General features: G+C 55.4%; 12 protein-coding genes and 4 pseudogenes. 4 read left to right on the top strand and 12 right to left on the bottom strand.

Features of this window, described 5'->3' with window-relative positions; translation table 11 throughout:
* Positions 1-140 precede the first annotated feature (140 nt).
* The 4 genes and pseudogenes from mazG to rlmD all read right to left on the bottom strand — a co-directional run bounded on the left by mazG (position 141) and on the right by rlmD (position 5,769).
* Positions 141-944: a nucleoside triphosphate pyrophosphohydrolase gene (mazG, locus tag GM30_RS23050; protein WP_049850488.1), complete on the bottom strand. Its 804-nt coding sequence runs from the start codon at positions 942-944 to the stop codon at positions 141-143.
* Between the two features lie 391 nt (positions 945-1,335).
* The gene (locus GM30_RS28115) at positions 1,336-1,581 is read right to left on the bottom strand and encodes a hypothetical protein (RefSeq protein WP_420802286.1); all 246 of its coding nucleotides are present in this window, start codon (positions 1,579-1,581) and stop codon (positions 1,336-1,338) included.
* A gap of 597 nt (positions 1,582-2,178) precedes the next feature.
* Positions 2,179-4,411 (bottom strand): annotated as a pseudogene (gene relA, locus GM30_RS23040) (GTP diphosphokinase).
* Positions 4,412-4,470: 59 nt separating this feature from the next.
* Positions 4,471-5,769 (bottom strand): 23S rRNA (uracil(1939)-C(5))-methyltransferase RlmD, encoded by a 1,299-nt coding sequence (rlmD, locus tag GM30_RS23035; protein WP_049850486.1) that lies wholly within the window; start codon positions 5,767-5,769, stop codon positions 4,471-4,473.
* Positions 5,770-5,826: 57 nt separating this feature from the next.
* Here rlmD and barA point away from each other — a divergent pair.
* Positions 5,827-8,467, top strand: a pseudogene (gene barA, locus GM30_RS23030) (two-component sensor histidine kinase BarA).
* Positions 8,468-8,502: 35 nt separating this feature from the next.
* On the opposite strand, the pseudogene GM30_RS23025 reads toward barA, so the two are convergent.
* The 8 genes and pseudogenes from GM30_RS23025 to syd form a co-directional block, all read right to left on the bottom strand.
* Positions 8,503-9,485, bottom strand: a pseudogene (locus GM30_RS23025) (glycerate kinase).
* Between the two features lie 61 nt (positions 9,486-9,546).
* Positions 9,547-10,888: pseudogene (gene gudD / locus GM30_RS23020) on the bottom strand (glucarate dehydratase).
* A gap of 16 nt (positions 10,889-10,904) precedes the next feature.
* The gene (locus GM30_RS23015; protein ID WP_049850485.1) at positions 10,905-12,245 is read right to left on the bottom strand and encodes an enolase C-terminal domain-like protein; all 1,341 of its coding nucleotides are present in this window, start codon (positions 12,243-12,245) and stop codon (positions 10,905-10,907) included.
* Positions 12,245-13,600 carry an MFS transporter gene (locus GM30_RS23010; RefSeq protein WP_049850484.1) on the bottom strand — a complete coding sequence of 452 codons (1,356 nt, stop codon included), beginning with the start codon at positions 13,598-13,600 and terminating at the stop codon, positions 12,245-12,247. Before GM30_RS23010 ends, GM30_RS23015 begins: the two co-directional genes overlap by 1 nt.
* A gap of 294 nt (positions 13,601-13,894) precedes the next feature.
* Positions 13,895-14,338, bottom strand: coding sequence for a flavodoxin (locus GM30_RS23005; RefSeq protein ID WP_049850483.1), 444 nt, complete (start codon positions 14,336-14,338; stop codon positions 13,895-13,897).
* A gap of 2 nt (positions 14,339-14,340) precedes the next feature.
* Positions 14,341-15,135: a tRNA pseudouridine(65) synthase TruC gene (truC, locus tag GM30_RS23000; protein WP_049850482.1), complete on the bottom strand. Its 795-nt coding sequence runs from the start codon at positions 15,133-15,135 to the stop codon at positions 14,341-14,343.
* Positions 15,135-15,464, bottom strand: coding sequence for a YqcC family protein (locus tag GM30_RS22995; RefSeq protein ID WP_049850481.1), 330 nt, complete (start codon positions 15,462-15,464; stop codon positions 15,135-15,137). Before GM30_RS22995 ends, truC begins: the two co-directional genes overlap by 1 nt.
* A gap of 637 nt (positions 15,465-16,101) precedes the next feature.
* Positions 16,102-16,647 (bottom strand): SecY-interacting protein, encoded by a 546-nt coding sequence (syd, locus tag GM30_RS22985; protein WP_049850480.1) that lies wholly within the window; start codon positions 16,645-16,647, stop codon positions 16,102-16,104.
* A gap of 68 nt (positions 16,648-16,715) precedes the next feature.
* Here syd and queF point away from each other — a divergent pair, with 68 nt between their 5' ends.
* The 3 genes from queF to GM30_RS22970 all read left to right on the top strand — a co-directional run bounded on the left by queF (position 16,716) and on the right by GM30_RS22970 (position 20,772).
* A complete protein-coding gene (gene queF / locus GM30_RS22980) occupies positions 16,716-17,561 on the top strand; it encodes an NADPH-dependent 7-cyano-7-deazaguanine reductase QueF (protein ID WP_049850479.1) in 846 nt (281 codons plus the stop codon).
* A gap of 114 nt (positions 17,562-17,675) precedes the next feature.
* Positions 17,676-19,040 (top strand): nucleotide 5'-monophosphate nucleosidase PpnN, encoded by a 1,365-nt coding sequence (ppnN, locus tag GM30_RS22975; RefSeq protein ID WP_049850478.1) that lies wholly within the window; start codon positions 17,676-17,678, stop codon positions 19,038-19,040.
* Between the two features lie 442 nt (positions 19,041-19,482).
* Entirely contained in the window at positions 19,483-20,772 is a 1,290-nt protein-coding gene (locus tag GM30_RS22970; protein WP_049850477.1) for an HAAAP family serine/threonine permease, read from the top strand.
* The last annotated feature ends 18 nt before the right edge of the window (positions 20,773-20,790 follow it).

Below are 20,790 nucleotides of genomic sequence, written 5' to 3'. Positions count from 1 at the left end.
TTTCATTCTCCCTCCTTTTCCTCAGCTTCACATGACATGGGGAGGGAGAAAATAGCCGCTTTTGGCGAAATGTTTTTGACGCAAATCAAGCGCTTGTCATTTTAAAAATCACACAAATTGTGCTTGATAGCGAAAACTCGTTAGAGATCAGATTCCTGTCGTTTTACCTGCTGCCAGACGGCTTCCATGGTTTCAAGATCAACCCCGGTCATTTCCAGGCCGCGCTCAGCAACAATCCTTTCCACTTCGCGGAAACGACGCTCGAATTTCAGGTTCGCTTTCTGCAGCGCCGCTTCGGCTTTCACGCCAAGATGGCGGGAAAGATTCACGGTCGCAAACAGCAGATCGCCCACTTCTTCTTCCAGTTTTGCTTCATCAATGACGGCCTGCTGCGCTTCGTGCATCACTTCGTCAATTTCTTCATGCACTTTTTCCAGCACCGGGCCAAGCGTGGTCCAGTCAAAACCGACGGCTGAACAGCGGCGCTGAATTTTATGCGCGCGCATCAGCGCAGGCAGGCTGTGGGGAATGTCGTCGAGCGCGGAATGCTGAGCTTTTTCGGCACGCTCCTCGCTTTTGATCTGCTCCCAACGCGCCAGCACTTCCGTGCTGTTACCCGCAGTGGCGTCACCGAAAATATGCGGGTGGCGGCGCTCCAGCTTGTCGCTGATAGCAGCACAAATGTCATTGAAATCAAAGCGCCCTTCTTCCTGGGCCATCTGCGCGTAAAACACCACCTGAAACAGCAGGTCACCCAGTTCACCGCGCAGATCGTCAAAATCTTCCCGGTTAATCGCATCCAGCACTTCGTAAGTTTCTTCCAGCGTGTACGGCGCAATGGTGGTAAACGTCTGCTCTCTGTCCCACGGACAACCGCTTTCCGGGTCGCGCAGGCGCTGCATAATGCCGAGCAGGCGGTCTATATTTTTACCCTGGGAGGTCATTTGCAATATCTCCTGACAATGTATAACTACATGGGGAAGAGTCTGCTAACCCTCGGACTCATAAGCGCCAGACTAATGAACTTTGCAGAACGACGAATATAAGCACTCCATATTGTACGGAAATATAGCGAGCTAACCCCATAGATCTTATAAATTCTATACCATACCAATGGTAACCCGTCACATCATAAAAAACCACAGTGATTTGCATTACCGACAACATAACAATCAATAAAATGAATAAAAAGCTGAAAACATTGTTATTAAGAATAACAACACAGCGACGAATCTGATATAAACTCAAAAGAATTAAAAGAGAGATCCCAAAAAAGCACAAAACTGGAAACAAGGTATTTAGTGGAAACAAGAGGGGTTCAATCATATGGCGACCTTATTCGTCGGTCTGAATAACAGGCAATACGGACATAACCGTTGTGACATCACTTACTACTTCAAGTAATAACGCTGGCTTACTCATTTCCTGTATACCGCGAACGTAATCGGTTTGATGTAATTTGATGCCAAAGAGACTCCATGATTTTTCTCTGGGTGTGGGTATATGCCTGGCGAGTCCGTACCCGGAAAAAATGAGATCGGCTACCCCATAGGCTGCATCCGCATAGGGGGCTAATCCCATTTTATTAAAAGAATATTGATATGCCTCTCTTAACGGGCCTGACGCCTCTTCATAAGCCACCANCAAAGAAAACCGACAATTTTTGTAAATAATGTCTGAAGTTCTTTTTTCTTTTTATGCTTGTATGTACTCTCAGCAAGATATCTGGTATACACTTTGTTATTAACAACCATTGCTTTTTGATAACGCAAGACTTGAGCCTTATATTTCAGAACGCTAACTCCGCCAGTCCATGAGAAACAGTTGCGCTCAACATCTTCTTCAATAGAACGAATAACCTCTCTTACCTTCATCATTATATTTATTCGCTCAAATAAAAACGGATCACTTCCCCACAATTCCATCGATGCACGTAAATACTCTTTTTTCGCCTGCTCAAAATTTTCTTTCTTAACGTCCCACATCACGAACCACCTATTCACAGGAATAATAATTACGCAACATGCATTTCATTTAGCGATAATAAAAAGACCCGCCAAATGTATATATTGGTTTGTTATACACTTCGCGAAAGAAATTTCAAATATTCTTATTCTGCAACGAAAAATAAAAGGGAGACTCTGGTAATAATTTACCAGAGTTTCCTTTTTCTGATTATCAGCCGCCGTGCAAACGACGGGCGTCGATAACGTCTGACACCTGATTCAGCTTACCGAGCACGCGGCCCAGCACCTGCAGGTTGTAGATTTCGATGGTCATGTCGATGGTCGCCAGTTGCTGTTTGGTATCGCTGCGGCTGGCAACGCCCAGCACGTTGACCTTCTCATTGGCGAGAATGGTGGTGATGTCGCGCAACAGGCCGCTGCGGTCGTTCGCCACGACCCGCACCACCAGCGAATACCCGGCAGAGTAGCTCTCGCCCCACACCGCGTCGACGATGCGCTCCGGCGCATGGGATTGCAATTCCACTAACTGATCGCAGTCCGCACGGTGTACGGAAATGCCACGTCCCTGAGTGATAAAGCCGACAATCTCATCGCCGGGGATCGGCTGGCAGCAGCGGGCAATATGATGCATCAGATTGCCGACGCCCTCGACCACCACGCGGCCGTTGTCTTTACTGCGGGTCGGTGGCGTGTAGGTTTTCTGCTGCAACTGCTTCAGCGCCGCGGCATCCTGCTCCGCCGCGCTCGGTTTGTTGAACTGCGACTGCAGGAAATTGACCATCTGGTTAAGACGAATATCGCCGCCGCCGATGGCCGCCAGCAGCTCATCCACCTCGTTGAAGTTGTAGCGCGGCAGCAGATGCTTTTCCGCTTCTTTCAGACTGATGCCGAGGCGCTCCAGCTCTTCGTCAAGAATCTGACGACCGGCGAGAATGTTTTTGTCGCGGTCCTGCTTGCGGAACCAGGCATGAATTTTCGAACGCCCGCGGCTGGTGGTGACGTAGCCCAGATTCGGGTTCAGCCAGTCGCGACTCGGGTTCGGCTGTTTCTGGGTGATGATTTCGATCTGATCGCCCATCTGCAACTGATAGGTGAACGGCACGANNCCCCCCGCCAATTTTCGCGCCGATACAGCGATGGCCCACATCGCTGTGGATGTGGTAGGCGAAATCCAGCGGCGTGGAGCCTGCCGGGAGATCCACCACGTCGCCTTTTGGCGTAAAGACGTAAACCCGATCGTCAAAGACCTGGCTACGGACTTCGTCCAGCAGTTCGCCAGAGTCGGCCATCTCTTCCTGCCAGGCAATCAGCTTACGCAGCCACGCAATGCGATCCTCATGGCCCGTCCGCGCGCCCGCCGCTGCGCCCTCTTTGTACTTCCAGTGCGCCGCCACGCCCAGTTCGGCGTCTTCGTGCATCTGTTTGGTACGGATCTGAATTTCGACGGTTTTACCGCCAGGGCCAAGCACCACGGTATGGATAGACTGATAGCCGTTCGGCTTCGGGTTGGCGACGTAATCGTCGAATTCATCAGGCAGGTGGCGGAAGTGAGTATGCACTATCCCCAGGGCCGCGTAGCAGTCCTGCAGACGTTCCGCGACGATACGCACCGCGCGCACGTCAAACAGCTCGTCGAACGCGAGGTGCTTTTTCTGCATTTTGCGCCAGATACTGTAGATGTGCTTCGGCCGCCCGTAGACCTCGGCTTTCACTCCTTCTTCTTTGATCGAAGAGCGCAGCTGGCCGACGAAATCGTCAATGTAGTGTTCCCGGTCGATACGGCGTTCGTGCAGCAGTTTGGCAATGCGTTTGTATTCCGCCGGGTGGAGATAGCGGAAGCAGTAATCTTCCAGCTCCCATTTTAACTGACCGATGCCGAGGCGGTTCGCCAGCGGCGCATATATATTGGTACATTCTTTCGCCGCCAGCACGCGTTCGTCTTCTGGCGCGTCCTTCACTTCCCGCAGATGCGCGATACGCTCGGCGATCTTAATCACCACGCAGCGGAAATCATCGACCATTGCCAGCAGCATCCGGCGTACGTTGTCGACCTGCTCCGAAGAAACTGCATCGGTGTGGGTAGCTTTTAACTGGCGAATCGCGGCCATATCGCGGACGCCGTGGATCAGATCGACCACCGATTTACCGACACTCTCGGTCAACACTTCTTCGCTGACTACGCCGCTGTCGACCAGTGGGAAGAGCAGCGCCGCACGCAGGGTATCGATATCCATACTTAGCGTGGAGAGGATTTCCGCCATCTCAACGCCGCGCCACAGCAGCAGATCCGCATCCGTATGCCCATCGGTGTGTTCACGACAATATGTCCATGTCTCGGCTAAGCGCTCACATGACTGCTGGCTGGTAATACCCAGACTTGCAATCCACTTCTGTGGATCAAATTCCCCAGCTTTATTTAAATGCGCACTTCTTACCGCAACCATTGTCCTCTCCTTTTGGGACCCGGCCTGTCGAACTCGACAAGCCGTAAACTGTCTGTCAGTTATTCGCGCACAAACAGCACCATGGATTCCAGGTGCCCGGTGTGCGGGAACATATCGAGCATTGCCAGGCGCTGGATTTGATAGCCGGCCTGCAACAGTGCGTCGCTATCCCGCGCCAGCGTCGCAGGATTACATGAAACATAGACCACGCGCGTCGGCGCAAGTTTGATAATGTGCGTCATCACGCCTGGAGCCCCGGCGCGCGCCGGGTCGAGTAGCACTTTATCGAAGCCATGCTTCGCCCACGCCTGGCGAGTGACATCTTCCTCCAGATTTTCATGAAAGAAGGTCACATTGTGTAAATGATTAAATGCGGCGTTTTCACGCCCTTTTTCCACCAGCGCGGGAACGCCTTCCACACCGACGACCTCAGCGGCACACTGCGCCAGGGGCAACGTAAAATTGCCCATTCCGCAGAACAGGTCAAGCACGCGATCGTCCGGCTGAGCGTCCAGCCAGCTCAGCGCCGTCGCCACCATTTTCTGGTTTACGCCATCGTTCACCTGAATAAAATCGCGCGGGCTGAACGTTAAGCGTAGACCGTTTGAGGTGTACCAGGGCGCGTCGCCGCTGACGTGCTCGAGTATCTCGCTTTGCGGCGCCAGATAAAGCGCAACATTATGCGTATGCGAAAAGCATTCCAGTTTTTCTTTATCTGTCGCCGGTAGCACTGCGGTATGACGCAGCACCATCAGCGGGCTGTTGTCGGCCAGCACCAGCTCGACGTGCCCCAACTGGCGCGCAGATTTCAGGCTGCTCAGGCAATCGTGCAACGCCGGGAGCAATGCCTCAAGACGGGGCGCCAGAACAGGGCATTGCCGGATATCCACGATATCACTGGCGTTCGCCTTGCGAAAACCCATCTGTAATTGTTGGGTCTTCGGTTGATAATTCAAGCTCAGGCGCGCACGACGGCGATAACCCCAGGGTGTGTCGGCGATCACGTCGTCCACCTCATGCTTCATCATCCGCTGTAGCGCCGCGCGTTTGCTGCGCTGCTGCAGGGCGACGGAGGCATGCTGCTGCTGACAGCCGCCGCAGACGCCAAAGTAGGGGCAGCGCGGGGTTTCACGTTCCGGGCTATCATTGAGTCGACGTTTAACCTGACCGCGGGCATACTGTTTCTTATCCTCGGTGAGCGTGATATCCGCGCTCTCCTGCGGCAGTAAACCGTTCACAAACAGCGCTTTTCCGTGATGTCGGGCGACGCCCTGACCAAAGGGATCAAGGTCGTTGACTGTCACGGTTATGATCTCACGCGTCGTCACGCGTCGTTTTGCAGAGTAGAATTGCGCCATTGTAGAGATTTGTCTCACACGAACATATTGACTCTCATTCTCCCATAACGGAACTCCATGACCAACTACAGCCTGCGTGCTCGCATGATGATTCTGATCCTGGCGCCGACCGTACTGATTGGCCTGCTGCTCAGTATTTTCTTTGTCGTGCACCGCTATAACGATCTACAGCGTCAGCTGGAAGACGCCGGAGCCAGTATTATTGAGCCGCTCGCGGTCTCCAGCGAATACGGCATGAATCTGCAAAACCGCGAATCGATTGGTCAGCTCATCAGCGTTCTGCATCGCCGCCATTCGGACATTATCCGCGCTATTTCGGTCTACGATGAGCAGAACCGGCTGTTTGTCACCTCAAACTACCAACTCGATCCCAGCGAACTCAGGCTCCCGAAAGGCGCGCCGCTGCCCCGTAGCCTTAGCGTCTCACGGCACGGCGATATTATGATCCTGCGAACACCGATCGTTTCGGAAAGTTATTCGCCGGATGAATCCCCCGGTTCAGAAGCTAAGCCGCCGATGAATATGCTCGGCTATGTGGCGCTGGAGCTGGATCTCAAATCGGTGCGCCTGCAGCAGTACAAAGAGATTTTCATCTCCAGTGTGATGATGCTGTTCTGCATTGGCATTGCGCTGATCTTCGGCTGGCGGTTGATGCGCGACGTCACCGGCCCGATTCGCAACATGGTGAATACCGTTGACCGTATCCGCCGTGGGCAACTAGACAGCCGTGTGGAAGGCTTTATGCTCGGCGAACTGGATATGCTAAAAAACGGCATTAACTCGATGGCAATGTCGCTCGCTGCCTACCACGAAGAGATGCAGCATAACGTCGATCAGGCCACGTCTGACCTGCGTGAAACGCTGGAACAGATGGAGATCCAGAACGTGGAGCTGGATCTGGCGAAAAAGCGCGCGCAGGAAGCGGCGCGTATTAAATCCGAATTCCTGGCGAATATGTCGCACGAGTTGCGAACGCCGCTCAACGGCGTGATCGGCTTTACCCGTCTGACGCTGAAAACTGATCTGACCACCACCCAGCGCGACCACCTGAACACCATTGAACGGTCGGCCAACAATCTGCTGACCATCATCAACGACGTGCTGGATTTCTCGAAGCTGGAGGCCGGCAAACTGCTGCTCGAAAGCATTCCGTTCCCGCTGCGCAGCACGCTGGATGAAGTCGTCACGCTGCTGGCGCACTCTGCACATGACAAAAACCTCGAACTGACGCTGAATATCAAAAGCGATGTTCCGGATAACGTCATCGGCGATCCGCTGCGTCTGCAGCAGGTGATCACCAACCTGGTCGGCAACGCCATTAAGTTTACCGAGAGCGGCAACATCGATGTGCTGGTGGAGAAACGCGCCATCAGCAATACCAAAGTGCAGATTGAAGTGCAGATCCGCGATACCGGCATCGGCATTCCGGAACGCGATCAGTCGCGTCTGTTCCAGGCGTTTCGGCAGGCGGACGCCAGCATTTCGCGTCGCCACGGCGGTACCGGGCTGGGGCTGGTCATCACGCAAAAACTGGTGAAAGAGATGGGCGGGGACATCTCTTTCCACAGCCAGCCGAATCGCGGTTCGACCTTCTGGTTCCATATCAATCTTGATCTCAACCCGAACGTCATTTCCGACAATCTGGTGATGGACAGCCTGGCGGGCAAGCGCCTTGCCTATGTGGAAGCTAACGCGGCGGCGGCGCAGTGCACGCTGGATCTGCTGGCGGCCACGCCGCTGGATGTGGTCTACAGTCCGACCTTCTCCGCCCTGCCGCAGGATCATTACGACATTCTGCTGGTGGCGATCCCGGTGTCGATGCGCGATCTGAACCTGCATATGGATAAGCTGGAACAGGCCTGTGCGATGACCGATTATCTGTTGCTGGCGCTGCCGTGCCATATCCAGATCAACGCGGAAGCGCTCAAACGCAACGGTGCGGCGGCCTGTCTGCTGAAACCGCTGACCGCCACACGCCTGCTGCCGGCGTTAACCGAATACTGCCNATCAAGTGCAGCATGTGGTGCTGTGTGAGAGCGGTCAGCAGGCAATTGATCGCGCCAAACAGCGGCAGCTTGATCTGATTCTGATGGATATTCAGATGCCCGAAATGGACGGCATTCGCGCCTGCGAGCTGATCCGCCAGTTGCCACACCAGCAGTTGACCCCGGTAATTGCCGTCACCGCGCACGCTATGGCGGGGCAAAAAGAGAAGCTGCTCAGCGCAGGGATGAACGATTATCTGGCGAAACCCATCGAAGAGAGCAAACTGCGAACGCTGTTATTGCGCTATAAGCCCGGGCTGGCGACGCCGATAGTCGCCACGCCGCCGGATCTGCCGGAACCCCCCGTTAACCTTAACGTCACCCTCGACTGGCAGCTGGCGCTGCGTCAGGCGGCGGGGAAAACCGATCTGGCGCGTGAAATGCTGCAGATGCTGATCGCTTTCCTGCCGGAGATCCGCAACAAGGTGGAAGAACAGCTGGTGGGCGAAAACCCGGAAGGGCTGGTGGATGCGATCCACAAGCTGCACGGCAGTTGCGGCTACAGCGGTGTGCCGCGCCTGAAAAATCTCTGTCATCTGATTGAAGGCCAGTTGCGTAGCGGAACGTCGGCGGAAGAACTCGAACCCGAGTTTCTCGAACTGCTGGATGAGATGGATAACGTGACCCGCGAAGCGCGGAAAATGATTGGTTAAACGTCATCGGCCTGGTCGTCGCCGGGCCGATGATATTAACGCTGCATGGCCCCGATTTTCAGCACCGCGGCGATGTTTCTCGCCGCCATCCGCACATTGTCGCCTGCCCCTGCCAGCGCCTCTTCCAGTGTACAAACAGAGTAGATGATGCTGAATACCGCATCGATGCCATGCTGATGCACCACACCCACGTCGGCCGTCAGGCTGCCAGCAATACCAATAACCGGCACGTTGTACCGCTTCGCGATTCTGGCTACGCCCACCGGCACTTTGCCATGAATCGTCTGGCTGTCGATACGCCCTTCGCCGGTAATCACCAGATCCGCGTCAGCCACCTGCGTATCAAGCTTCAGCGCATCGGTCACGATCTCAATCCCCTGACGTAAGCGCGCACCGCAAAACGCGTACAGCGCCGCGCCCATGCCACCCGCCGCACCGCCGCCTTCCAGCGTCAGCACGTCAATATCCAGATCGCGGGCAATGATTCGGGCATAGCGCTCCAGTGCCCGATCCAGTTGCGCAATCATCGCCTCCGTCGCCCCTTTTTGCGGACCGAACACGGCGGTAGCCCCTTTCGGGCCGGTGAGAGGGTTGGTGACATCGCAGGCGACATCAATCTGACAGGTGCTCAGACGCGGGTCGAGCTGGCGGATATCGATACGATCGAGCTGTTCCAGCGCGCCGCCGCCAGGCGCAATTTGCTGGCCCCCGGTGGTCAGCAACTGTGCGCCCAGCGCCTGCATCATGCCGGCACCGCCGTCGTTGGTGGCGCTGCCGCCAATACCAATGATTATCTGTTTCACGCCCGCATCCAGCGCATGGCGGATTAATTCGNGCCCCGCCGCCCCTGCGTCGCGGCAATCATCACCTCCACCGTACCTTCCCCGCCATCCGCCATCGGCAGTTTGACATATTCCGCTTCCGGATAAATCTCCCTGAACCCCTGTTCAATCGCCGTGGCGACCTCCAGCGCGCTCAGGCTCTCCTTGTATGAATCCGGTGCGATTACTATCTTCATAGGCTGTCCTTACGGGTCTGTACGGCGTACTGCCGCCCCGCCCGGGGCGGCGATCACTCTGTTAACGCACCATGCACGGGCGTTTGTTATCAAACTTCCAGTTCGGGATCAGATACTGCATTCCCATGGCGTCATCGCGCGCGCCGAGGCCGTGTTTCTTGTACAACTCGTTCGCCTGCATGACGCGATCCATATCCAGCTCAACGCCCAGTCCTGGGGTGGTCGGCACCTGCACCATGCCGCCTTTGATTTCCAACCGGCTGCTTCGTCAGACGCTGGTTGCCTTCCTGCCAGATCCAGTGGGTGTCAATGGCGGTAATTTGTCCCGGTGCTGCCGCGGCAACGTGGGTAAACATCGCCAGCGAAACGTCAAAGTGGTTGTTGGAATGCGAGCCCCACGTCAGGCCAAAATCATGGCACATCTGCGCAACGCGAACCGAACCCTGCATGGTCCAGAAATGCGGGTCAGCCAGCGGAATATCAACCGATTGCAATGACAAAGTATGGCCCATCTGACGCCAGTCGGTGGCGATCATGTTGGTTGCGGTTGGCAGCCCCGTCGCACGACGGAATTCCGCCATCACTTCGCGACCTGAAAAGCCCTGCTCGGCGCCACACGGATCTTCGGCATACGCCAGCACACCTTTAAGCTGTTTACCGATTTTGATCGCGTCGTCCAGCAGCCAGGCACCGTTCGGATCGAGCGTCACGCGCGCCTGCGGGAACCGTTTCGCCAGCGCGGTAATCGCTTCCGCTTCTTCTTCACCGGCCAGCACGCCGCCTTTCAGTTTGAAATCGTTGAAGCCGTATTTTTCATACGCCGCTTCTGCCAGACGCACTACCGCCTGCGGGGTCATTGCTTCGTCATGGCGCAAGCGATACCAGTCGCAGGCGTCATCCGGCTGGCTCTGGTACGCCAGCGGCGTTTGTTTGCGGTTACCGACAAAGAACAGGTACCCGAGCATTTCTACTTCGCTGCGCTGCTGACCGTCGCCCAACAGCGAGGCCACGTTGACGCCCAGATGCTGGCCGAGCAGATCGAGCAACGCCGCTTCGATACCGGTCACCACATGAATAGTGGTCCGTAAATCAAAGGTTTGCAATCCACGTCCGCCCGCATCGCGATCGGCGAAAGTATTGCGCACCGTCGACAGGACATTTTTATACTCGCCCAGCGTTTTGCCCACCACCAGCGGTGCCGCGTCTTCCAGCGTCTGGCGGATCTTCTCACCGCCAGGAATTTCACCGACACCGGTATGACCCGAATTATCTTTAATAATTACAATATTGCGGGTGAAGAACGGGGCATGCGCGCCGCTCAGGTTCATCAGCATACTGTCAAAACCGGCAACCGGGATCACCTGCATGGCGGTCACAACGGGGGTGGAATGTGTCGTTGTCATGAGTCAGTCCTTTAAATTAGTTACGACCAAAAACCGGGCGTTTACGATCAAATGTCCAGCCGGGGATCAGATACTGCATCGGGCCTGCGTCATTGCGCGCGCCGCCCGGCAGTCGTTTGTAGGCTTCATGCGCCTTATGCACCTGATCCCAGTCCAGTTCGATGCCAAGTCCTGGCGCATCGGGAACGGCAATTTTGCCGTCTTTAATTTGCAGCGGATTTTTCGTCAGGCGCGCATCCCCTTCCTGCCAGATCCAATGCGTATCAATAGCGGTTGGCGTGCCCGGTGCCGCCGCGCCGACGTGGGTGAACATCGCCAGCGAAATGTCGAAATGGTTATTGGAGTGGCAGCCCCAGGTGAGGCCCCAGTCGTCACACAGCTGAGCAACGCGCACCGCACCCGACAGCGTCCAGAAATGCGGATCGGCCAGCGGAATATCGACGGAATTGAGCATCACCGCATGGCCCATTTCGCGCCAGTTGGTGGCGATCATGTTGGTCGCCACCGGCAGCCCCGTCGCGCGGCGGAATTCGGCCATCACTTCGCGACCCGAGAAACCCTGCTCGGCGCCACACGGATCTTCGGCATAGGTCAGCACATCCTGCAGCCCTTTGCACAACGTAATGGCTTCATCGAGCAGCCAGGCGCCGTTCGGATCGACGGTGATCCGCGCGTTCGGGAAGCGTTTTTTCAGCGCCCGCACGGCGTCGATTTCCTGCTCGCCCGGCAACACGCCGCCTTTCAGTTTGAAATCTTTAAAACCGTAGCGATCCTGCGCCGCTTCCGCGAGACGCACTACCGCGTCGCTGCTCAGCGCTTCCTGATGCCGCAGGCGATACCACTCGTGGGCACCCGGCGTGGCATCGAGATAAGGCAGATCGGTTTTGGTGCGATCGCCGATGTAAAAGAGATAACCGAGGACCGTCACCGCATCACGCTGTTTGCCCGGGCCGAGCAGTTCGCACACCGGCACGTTCAGCGCTTTGCCGAGCAGATCCAGCAGCGCGGCTTCCAGGGCGGCTACTGCGTTAACGCGTAGTTCAAACGTCCACGCGCCTTTGCCGAAGGTGTCAAAATCCGCCGCCTGGTTGCCCTTATGTACACGCTGAACCACGCGGTTGAGGCGTGCTATCTCCTGACCGACCACCATCGGGATGGCATCGACCAGCGTCTGATAGATCACCTCGCCGCCCGGCGCTTCTCCCACGCCGGTATTCCCGGCATTATCGCTTAGCACCACGATATTGCGCGTAAAATACGCGTTATGCGCCCCGCCGATATTCAGCAGCATGCTGTCGTGACCGGCGACGGGGATCACTTTCATCTCAGTAATTACGGGGCTGGATTGTGTGCTCATCATTCTCGTCCTGTCACAGGTTTCAGTTCGATACGCTTGATATCGCCGACCACCACCAGGTAGCTCAGTACTGCCACCAGAGCATGGATGCCGACATAAATCAGCGCGCCGTTAAAGGAGCCGGAAACCCCGACAATGTAACCAATCGCAATCGGCGTCACGATGCCGGAAATGTTGCCGAACATGTTGAACAGGCCGCCGGAAAGACCGCTGATCTCTTTCGGTGCCGTATCGGCCATCACCGCCCAGCCCAGCGCCCCGATGCCTTTCCCGAAGAATGCCATCGCCATAAAGCCGATGATCATCCATTCCGTATCAACGTAGTTACAGAACACCATGGTCATGGAGAGCAGCATGCCAAGCACGATTGGCGTTTTACGGGCGATATTAAGCGAGCCTGTGCGCCGCATCAGCCAGTCGGAAATAATGCCGCCAAGCACGCCGCCGATAAACCCGCAGACCGCCGGAATCGACGCCACGACGCCCGCTTTCAGAATCGACATGCCGCGCGCCTGCACCAGATACACCGGGAACCAGGTGATAAAGAAATAGGTCAGCGCGTTAATGCAATACTGGCCGATATAGACGCCGATCATCATGCGCGAGCTAATCAGCTGTTTGATTTGCCCCCATTTTTCGCTCATCGGCACGTGCGGTTTCGCGTTTTTCTGATCCATGTTGATCAGCGCGCCGCCCTGGGCAATGTACTCCAGCTCTTTTTTGTTGACGCCGGGATGCTGGTTCGGCTCATAGATCACTTTTAGCCAGATAAAGCTGATGATGATCCCCAGTCCGCCCATAAAGAAGAACACGTGCGACCAGCCTACTTCGTGCGTCAGCCAGCCCATGATCGGAGCGAAAATAACGGTCGCAAAATATTGCGCCGAGTTAAAAATCGCCACTGCCGTGCCCCTCTCCTGCGCCGGGAACCAGGCCGCGACGATGCGACTGTTGCCGGGGAAAGAAGGTGATTCGGCCAGGCCGACAAGGAAGCGCAGAGTAAACAGCGCCACAATAATGCCAAAGCCGCTGAACACATCGACGAAACCCTGTAACAGGGTAAAGAGCGACCAGATAAAGATTGACCAGAAATAGACCCGTTTCGAGCCGAAGCGGTCAAGCAGCCAGCCACCGGGGATTTGACCGATGACGTAAGCCCAGGAAAACGCGGAGAAAACATAACCCATGCCAACCGGATCAAGACCAATCTCTTTGGCCATCTCCGAACCGGCAATTGACAGCGTGGCGCGGTCACCGTAGTTGAAAGAGGTGACGATAAACAGCATCACCACTATCCAGTAGCGGGCGTTAGTGCGCTTTTCGACGGCACTCGCCTCGTGACTTAATGAACTCATTGTTGTACTCCTGAATCATAGCTTTGCTTTGAGCTACATCCATTCTGAACAGCACAACCGGTAGGGTAATCAGAATGACGTTTTATGTTTTTATTGCAGCGCCGCGCAATGGCAGGCCGCTTTATGAACTGGCAAAAGGAAGTATAAAAACAGGGCGTCAGGGGCTCACCGTGCAATAACACAGCATTAACAAGTTTGACTCAGGCGTTTTGTGGCTTATGCCCAACCGCGTGGGGGCTGGTTCACGGAAATCGGGGAAATGTGAAATGGGCCCTTCCGCAGAAGGGCGAAGGATTATTTGAGCAGCGTGGCCCAGTGCTCCACCCAGGGGCTGGAGACGGTTTCGGGTTCAGGATCTTCACTGGCGTCGATCGTTAACATCTCGCCGATACGCTGCGCGTCCTGCTCCTGCAGGCGCTCGTCGAACTTTTTACCGCCACCGCAGAAGTTGGCGTAGGTGCTGTCGCCTAGCGCAATGATGCCGTAGCGCATGTGCGGCTGGTACATGTCTTTCATCCCTTCAAACAGCGGGACGATACTGTCTGGCAGGTCGCCCTGTCCGGTGGTCGAGGTGACGACCAGCACATATTTGCCGGTATACGACTCCCAGTCTTTGATTTCGGGATCTTCAAATACAGTCGCTTTATGCCCTGCCGCGGCGAGGATGGTTTCGGCCTCTTCGGCGACCAGCAACGCGTTTCCATACATGGTGCCGACAAAAATACCCACTTCTGCCATGTTCAACTCCCTGCTGTTGTCTCGAATCTCCCATCCTGACCGCTGCCGCCCGCAAACTCAACCCTTTCGTTTATCGGGAGAAGTCCGCGCCAGCCGAAGTGCGTCAGCGCCTGCATCCAGACGTCGTCGAGCCCGGCATGTAACGTTAATGGTTCGCCGGTAAACGGGTGCGTCAGGGAAAGGGAACTGGCGTGCAGCATCAGACGGTGGCAGCCAAAATGCCCGGCGGCGCTGCGATTCTGGCGTAAATCGCCGTGTTTGCTGTCGCCAATGATCGGATGGCGGAGATGTTTGAGGTGGCGGCGCAACTGGTGTTTGCGGCCGGTTTTCGGCTCCAGCTCCACCAGCCCGTAGCGCGTCGACGGGTAGCGACCCGTGGCGACGGGCATTTCCACCGTCGCCAGCCCGCGGTAATGCGTGACGGCAGGCTGCGGGCCTTTGTCGTCACGGGCAAATTTATCGGCGATTTTATCCAGCTCTTCGACCAGCGGATAATCCAGCACATCTTCCCCGCTCAGCCAGCCGCGCACGATGGCGTGGTAGCGTTTCTGGATCTGGTGCTGCTCAAACTGCTGCGCCAGCAGGCGGCCCGCTTCGCTGGACAGGCCCATCAGCAATACGCCGGAGGTTGGGCGGTCGAGACGGTGAGCGGTAAAAACGTGCTGACCTATTTGATCACGCACGGTTTGCATCACCACCACTTTCTCATCGCGATCGAGCCAGCTCCGGTGCACCAGCCAGCCGGACGGTTTATTCACTGCCACCAGCCACGGGTCCTGATAAATGATTTCCAGCATCAGACGTTGTCGTCCGCAAACAGCGCGTCAAGCGCCTGCAGCTCAGGCAGCACGCGCTCGCGCAGCGGATGGCTGGCGTCGAGGGCCACGTCATAATAGGGCGCGATAGCAAAGCTCTGCGGCAACGGCTGACCATTGTCGAGCAACTGGTGCATACGTGGGATCAGCACCCACTGCAGCCACTCCAGCGGCGCCAGGGTGTCCATGCAGAATGGCTGATCGCTGTTGAACGCGCTGGCGTCCGGCGCCGCATCCTGCCAGTGCTGATGCAGGCGCATCACGGTTTCAATGGCGCGCAGCTGCGCACGGACGTTGTCGTGAAGAGTCATGAGAACCTCGGTGCAAAAAAACGGTGACGCAGGATACCACCGGTGGCGGAAAAACAAAAAAAAGGGAGCACTGTCGAAACAGTGCTCCCGGTTCGTTTCGCAGCAATCCGGCTACTCAACGTGCTCCCTGCTCATCCTTGACAACTTTTCCTGAGGTCTCCTGACCTGTGTTCATCCATAAACGTGTGCATCCTGCTTCACACCACCCCGATGTGAATATGCTAATCCTTAAGCATTCCTTGATCTTCCTGATCCACCGAACATCCCGACCGGCTCTCGTTCTCCCTCCTGGAGGTGTCCTTTAACGCGTTCCTGGCGTTATCCTTTCGCTTCATCCTGAAGCCTTTCCCTGCAGCACCATCCTGGTGTGTTCCCCGAAACGTCATCATCCTGATGTTCGTTCCTTCTGTGTGACTTCCTGTCGACGAACATAGGATCGCCTATTCCGCTTCGTCTTACAACCCCGGTGTAAGACAAATCCATAAGCCTGTTTTCATATGAAAGCGGAAAGAAATGATAACAACTATTTGATATCTATAGAAACGTATAAATTTTTTACGCCAGTCTCTCACCTGTCTCAAGGCGATCTCTCACAGCGCGTGTAAGAGATGTCTCACAAGTCCTGTGGTATTCTGGATTACAAACGCGGGTCGAGTTGATTGAGGAAACTCGCAAGAGAGGGAGAAAGTACCGTACGCGTGGGCGTCCCGAGGGTTTCTTTGACGACTTCGCCGGTCAGATTACAGACCGACAAAACGTCCAGTTCGCTGTCCAGCGTCGCGATAAATAACGTCGGCGACAGCTTCAGGCGTTTCTGCGTGACCAGGTGGCCAATCAGGTTTTCCTGAACGCGCCGGAAGTCATCCGGGCTCCAGGTTTGCAGCAATAGCAGGGATTCACCCATAAACGTTGCTGACATATCACCCGCATATTGGGTGGTGTAGTACGTATGAAGCGGCTGTTGTATCACAATGTCCAGCGCGCGTTCAACCGCGTTTACATTCGGCGTGAGATCAAACGGTTGCGGCTGCCAGAAGACCGCCTCACCGGCGGTGGAAACCGTGCAGGGAGACGGCACGCTGTAGAGATCTTCACTGCGCGGCCATGAGTCATATTCGCGCTGCCATGCCTCGCAATAGCGTTGGGTAAACGCCTGAAGCGCTTCTGCGGTCTGGTTATCCACCGATTTCTCTCTTCTCGTCAGCCAGTATACAATTGCGCCATAGTGTACCTGCTTTATAACGGTGAAACATGTCTTCTTATGAAAATCATCAGGCGCTGGCTGGCCTGACGCTCGGTAAAACCACCGACTACCGCGACACCTACGACGCTTCGCTGTTGCAGGGCGTTCCGCGCAGTCTGAATCGCGATCCGCTGGGCCTGCACGCCGACAACCTGCCCTTCCACGGCGCGGATATCTGGACGCTGTACGAGCTGTCCTGGCTCAATGCGAAAGGGCTGCCGCAGGTGGCGGTGGGTCACGTTGAGCTGGATGACACCACAGCGAATCTGGTGGAGTCGAAAAGCTTTAAGCTCTATCTCAACAGCTTTAACCAGACGCGATTCGCCGACTGGGACGCCGTGCGTTCGACGCTTGAGCGCGACCTCAGCGCCTGCGCGCAGGGCAAGGTTACCGTGGCGCTGTACCGTCTGGATGAAGTGGAAGGGCAGCCCGTCGCCCATTTTCACGGTACCTGCATTGACAGTCAGGATATCGAGATTGATAACTACCAGTTCAGCGCCGATTATCTGCAGGATGCCGCCAGCGGCCACATTGTCGAAGAGACGCTGGTCAGCCATTTGCTGAAATCCAACTGTCTTATTACGCATCAGCCGGACTGGGGCTCGGTGCAAATCCAGTATCGCGGCGCGAAGATCGACCGCGAAAAACTGCTGCGTTATCTGGTGTCGTTCCGCCATCACAACGAATTTCACGAGCAGTGCGTGGAGCGCATCTTTAACGACATCCTGCGTTTCTGCCAGCCGGAAACGCTCAGTGTGTATGCCCGTTACACCCGCCGTGGTGGTCTGGATATTAACCCCTGGCGTTCAAACACCGACTTTTCCCCCGCCTCCGGGCGACTGGCTCGTCAATAAGAAATATTTACGCAAAATGCGCGGACATTTCCGCGCATTACCTTGTGAAAACAGAACCGACGAGGCTATTGTAATTCATAGGGAAAGCTGATTATCGTCCCGTAAGGAGTTTACTTGATTACACACATTAGCCCACTGGGCTCTATGGATATGTTATCGCAGCTGGAAGTTGACATGCTTAAACGCACGGCCAGCAGCGACCTGTATCAACTGTTTCGTAACTGTTCCCTGGCGGTGCTTAACTCCGGCAGTCTGACTGACAGCAGCCAGGAGCTGCTTTCTCGCTTTGAGAGCTTTGACATCAACGTGCTGCGCCGCGAGCGTGGCGTTAAGCTTGAGCTGATCAACCCGCCGGAAGAGGCGTTTGTCGACGGGCGAATTATTCGTTCTCTGCAGGCTAACCTGTTTGCCGTGCTGCGAGACATACTGTTCGTTTATGGGCAAATCCATAACACCGTTCGCTTTCCGAATCTGGATCTGGTCAGTTCGACCCACATCACCAACCTGGTGTTTTCGATTCTGCGTAACGCCCGTGCGCTGCACGTTGGCGAAGCGCCGAGCATGGTGGTGTGCTGGGGCGGTCACTCCATCAACGAAACCGAATACCTGTATGCCCGTCGCGTCGGCACGCAACTCGGCCTGCGTGAGTTGAATATCTGCACCGGTTGCGGTCCTGGCGCGATGGAAGCGCCGATGAAAGGCGCCGCGGTAGGTCATGCGCAGCAGCGCTACAAAGAGGGGCGTTTTATCGGCATGACCGAGCCGTCCATCATCGCCGCTGAGCCGCCAAACCCGCTGGTGAACGAACTGATCATCATGCCGGACATTGAAAAACGTCTGGAGGCGTTTGTCCGTCTCGCCCACGGCATCATCATCTTCCCGGGCGGCGTGGGAACGGCAGAAGAACTGCTCTACCTGCTCGGCATTCTGATGAACCCGGCGAACAAAGATCAGGTGCTGCCGTTGATCCTGACCGGGCCGAAAGAGAGCGCCGACTACTTCCGCGTGCTGGATGAGTTCATCGTCCATACGCTGGGGGAAAACGCGCGTCGCCATTACCGCATCATCATCGACGACGCCGCCGAAGTGGCCCGTCAGATGAAAAAAGCGATGCCGCTGGTGAAAGAAAACCGCCGCGACACCGGCGATGCCTACAGCTTTAACTGGTCAATTCGCATTGCGCCGGATCTGCAACTGCCGTTCGAACCGACCCATGAGAACATGGCGAACCTGAAGCTCTACCCGGATCAACCCGTTGAGGTGCTGGCGGCGGATCTGCGTCGCGCCTTCTCCGGTATCGTCGCCGGAAACGTAAAAGAGGTGGGCATTCGCGCCATCGAACAGTACGGCCCGTATAAGATCCACGGCGACAGCGACATGATGCGTCGGATGGACGATCTGCTGCAGGGCTTTGTCGCCCAGCACCGCATGAAACTCCCGGGCTCGGCGTACATCCCCTGCTACGAAATCAGTGCATAACTCCCCGGGCGGCCTCAGCGCCGCCCATTTCTTTTTCTTACCTAAACTTTCCAGATCCCACCTTTCCATAGCAAGTTAAGCTGTGTTAATCGCCTAAAATTCTGATAAGTCATCAGAAACCGCCATTTTCACCATTTTTTGCAGATGAAAACGCGGTATTAAGCCCCTGTGCTTTTCCCGTATATCCTGTCGGTGTTAGCCTTTGCGCCAATAAAATTCTGGCATGATAAAAAAGACAGAGTGATGGACTAAAAACTGTCATATCGATAGCGGATTATTGCAATTGCGATCGCGATCACTGATACATCGATAACTTAAATGTATCTTTCCGGCCGCCAAAGATTGACGGGAAAAAATCATAAAAAAAACGTCATCGAACGAATTTCGAACCAGTCATTTTTATTTTTTAATTATATTTTGTTGATTCTTCCAGGAGATACAGATGGAAAGCACTCAAACCAGCACTATTGCTTCGATTGAGAAAAGAAGCACATGGCGTAAAACGGACACCATGTGGATGCTGGGCCTTTACGGCACTGCTATCGGCGCAGGCGTATTGTTCCTGCCGATTAACGCCGGCGTCGGCGGTATGATCCCGCTGATTATCATGGCGATCCTCGCCTTCCCAATGACCTTCTTTGCACACCGCGGCATGACCCGCTTCGTGCTGTCCGGTAAAAACCCGGGCGAAGATATTACCGAAGTGGTTGAAGAGCACTTTGGTATCGGCGCAGGTAAGATCATTACCCTGCTCTACTTCTTCGCGATTTACCCGATTCTGCTGGTTTACAGCGTGGCAATCACCAACACCGTCGACAGCTTCATCACCCACCAGTTGGGCATGACGACGCCGCCGCGTGCGATTCTGTCGCTGATCCTGATCGTCGGGATGATGACCATCGTTCGCTTCGGTGAGCAGATGATTGTTAAAGCGATGAGCATACTGGTATTCCCGTTTGTGGCAGCGCTGATGCTGCTGGCTCTGTACCTGATCCCACAGTGGAGCGGTGCAGCACTGGAAACCCTGTCCCTGAGCAGCGCAGCGTCTACCGGCAACGGCCTGTGGATGACCCTATGGCTGGCGATCCCGGTAATGGTGTTCTCCTTCAACCACTCACCGATCATCTCCTCTTTCGCTGTCGCGAAACGTGAAGAATACGGTGACGGTGCCGAGAAAAAATGCTCCAGCATTCTGGCGCGTGCGCACATCATGATGGTGATTACGGTTATGTTCTTCGTCTTCAGCTGCGTACTGAGCCTGTCTCCGGCAGACCTGGCGGCGGCGAAAGATCAGAACATTTCGATTCTCTCTTACCTGGCGAACCACTTTAACGCCCCGCTGATTGCCTGGATGGCACCGATTATCGCGATGATCGCGATTACCAAATCCTTCCTCGGCCACTATCTGGGTGCGCGTGAAGGCTTCAACGGTATGGTGATTAAGTCACTGCGCAGCAAAGGCAAAACCATTGAAATCAGCCGTCTGAACAAAATCACCGCGCTGTTCATGCTGTTGACCACCTGGGCAGTTGCCACCCTGAACCCGAGTATTCTGGGGATGATTGAAACCCTGGGCGGTCCGGTTATCGCAATGATTCTGTTCCTGATGCCGATGTACGCGATTCAGAAAGTTCCGGCGATGCGTAAATACAGCGGTCATATCAGCAACGTGTTCGTTGTCATTATGGGCCTCATCGCCATCTCCGCGATTTTCTACTCCCTGTTCAGCTAATCTATTCCCCGCGCCACC

It is taken from the genome of Trabulsiella odontotermitis, from assembly GCF_001188485.1.
GTDB classification, from domain to species: domain Bacteria; phylum Pseudomonadota; class Gammaproteobacteria; order Enterobacterales; family Enterobacteriaceae; genus Trabulsiella; species Trabulsiella odontotermitis_A.
This window is presented reverse-complemented; position numbering and strand designations above follow the sequence as displayed.

Bases quoted from the DNA above. Each gene is read 5' to 3' on its own strand.
- mazG (WP_049850488.1), bottom strand. From the start codon at position 944: ATGACCTCCCAGGGTAAAAATATAGACCGCCTGCTCGGCATTATGCAG.
- GM30_RS28115 (WP_420802286.1), bottom strand. From the start codon at position 1,581: ATGGGATTAGCCCCCTATGCGGATGCAGCCTATGGGGTAGCCGATCTC.
- rlmD (WP_049850486.1), bottom strand. From the start codon at position 5,769: ATGGCGCAATTCTACTCTGCAAAACGACGCGTGACGACGCGTGAGATC.
- GM30_RS23015 (WP_049850485.1), bottom strand. From the start codon at position 12,245: ATGAGCACACAATCCAGCCCCGTAATTACTGAGATGAAAGTGATCCCC.
- GM30_RS23010 (WP_049850484.1), bottom strand. From the start codon at position 13,600: ATGAGTTCATTAAGTCACGAGGCGAGTGCCGTCGAAAAGCGCACTAAC.
- GM30_RS23005 (WP_049850483.1), bottom strand. From the start codon at position 14,338: ATGGCAGAAGTGGGTATTTTTGTCGGCACCATGTATGGAAACGCGTTG.
- truC (WP_049850482.1), bottom strand. From the start codon at position 15,135: ATGCTGGAAATCATTTATCAGGACCCGTGGCTGGTGGCAGTGAATAAA.
- GM30_RS22995 (WP_049850481.1), bottom strand. From the start codon at position 15,464: ATGACTCTTCACGACAACGTCCGTGCGCAGCTGCGCGCCATTGAAACC.
- queF (WP_049850479.1), top strand. From the start codon at position 16,716: ATGTCTTCTTATGAAAATCATCAGGCGCTGGCTGGCCTGACGCTCGGT.
- GM30_RS22970 (WP_049850477.1), top strand. From the start codon at position 19,483: ATGGAAAGCACTCAAACCAGCACTATTGCTTCGATTGAGAAAAGAAGC.